The organism is Ancylomarina sp. (genome assembly GCF_041555295.1).
GTDB lineage: Bacteria > Bacteroidota > Bacteroidia > Bacteroidales > Marinifilaceae > Ancylomarina.
In genome coordinates this window covers 1-1,351 of sequence record NZ_JBFFKR010000491.1, presented here as the reverse complement: position 1 = coordinate 1,351, position 1,351 = coordinate 1, and the positions used below count along the sequence as shown (strand labels likewise).

Annotated in this window: 1 protein-coding gene; it reads right to left on the bottom strand. The window is 31.9% G+C overall.

What is annotated here, in order from left to right; all coding sequences use genetic code 11:
* Positions 1-966, bottom strand: a 966-nt coding sequence (locus ABY905_RS17350; RefSeq protein ID WP_372646172.1) for a cache domain-containing protein, incomplete at its 3' end; no start/stop codon positions are given.
* Positions 967-1,351 lie beyond the last annotated feature (385 nt).

Below are 1,351 nucleotides of genomic sequence, written 5' to 3'. Positions count from 1 at the left end.
TTTGGTCAGTGAATAAAAATAATATGAAAGAGCTATAAATAGCAAAGAAAAAACGAATATTAAACGATTACGAAGCCTGGATAGTGCGATATAAATATCTTTTTCCTGATAGGAAATAAGAATAGTCCAATACGTATTGCCAAGTGGAATGCGATAAAAAGCGTAATACAAATCTAAAACCTTAGTTTTATCTTTATCATATACCTCCTGATGGGTACTTTTTCCTGTCCCCGTATTATCATTTTTTATTTTCTCGAGCATCTCAATGGATGAACCATGGTGTTCCGTAGTTTCAAGAATCGATTCGCCTGTGTGCCCGTTTATAGGACAATATATTTCGATACCACTTTCGCTAAGTAGCCATGCATGCCCGTTTTTTCTGTTCTTTATTTTTTCAAGATGTAGCTTTCCCAATCTATCAATTGGGATTAAAACGGAAAGGCTACCTACATAGTTTTTATTTTTAAACACAGGAACATGCAAGGCTATTGCTAAAAATCCTTGTGCCGACATAAACACATCACTTACAACAGGCTTGTGATTAACAATAACTTGTTGAATATGATCCTGGTAATAGATATTATGCCCTATTACTGATTGATTATAAGGATAAGTGTACAAAATGACACCTGTTGCATCTATTCTTGTAACAGCTGTAAAAATATTTTTATTAGTCTCATAATAGTTTGCCATTAATGCTTTAGTCTCATCCGAAAAATCTATGATTTCCTTCAACTGCGCAAAAAAAACAAGTTCGGATTCGTAATAATCGAAGAAAGAAGTAATACCCTGAGATGCAGTTTCGGCTAATATTAATTGTTCATTATTGAATTCATTAATTGTATTGCTTTTAATATCTTCATAAATCATATAGAAGGATAAAAAGAACAGAATTAATGCAATTGGTATGAAAAAATACCGATTGAGGGATATTAACTTAGTCGTTTTAAATTTTCGCTTATTCATTCTCGATCTATTTTCATTTCCAATACTGATGGAAGATACAGTAAAAAATCAAAATTATTATCAAATTACAGAATCAACTGCTTAATTGTTAACGGAAGTTTTTTTTAGACTTATTGCTCACCAATATGGCAAGATAAATACACCCGTATTTTAAGAGCATCAAAATTAAGCAGAACATAACCTAAACCCTAGAGACAGACAAAATAGAAAAGCTCTACATAAGAATACGCATATTAAAAACAAAGCAATCAAAGTCAGAATCTAAAAAGGAATAGTAGTAACTTTATAAGGCTCAGCTTGTGTGCCAATCAATAGTCGCAAAAGTATACTCTTCCTATAACAAACCTCGAAAACCAGTAAATTAACCAATCAACCAGATTGAGAG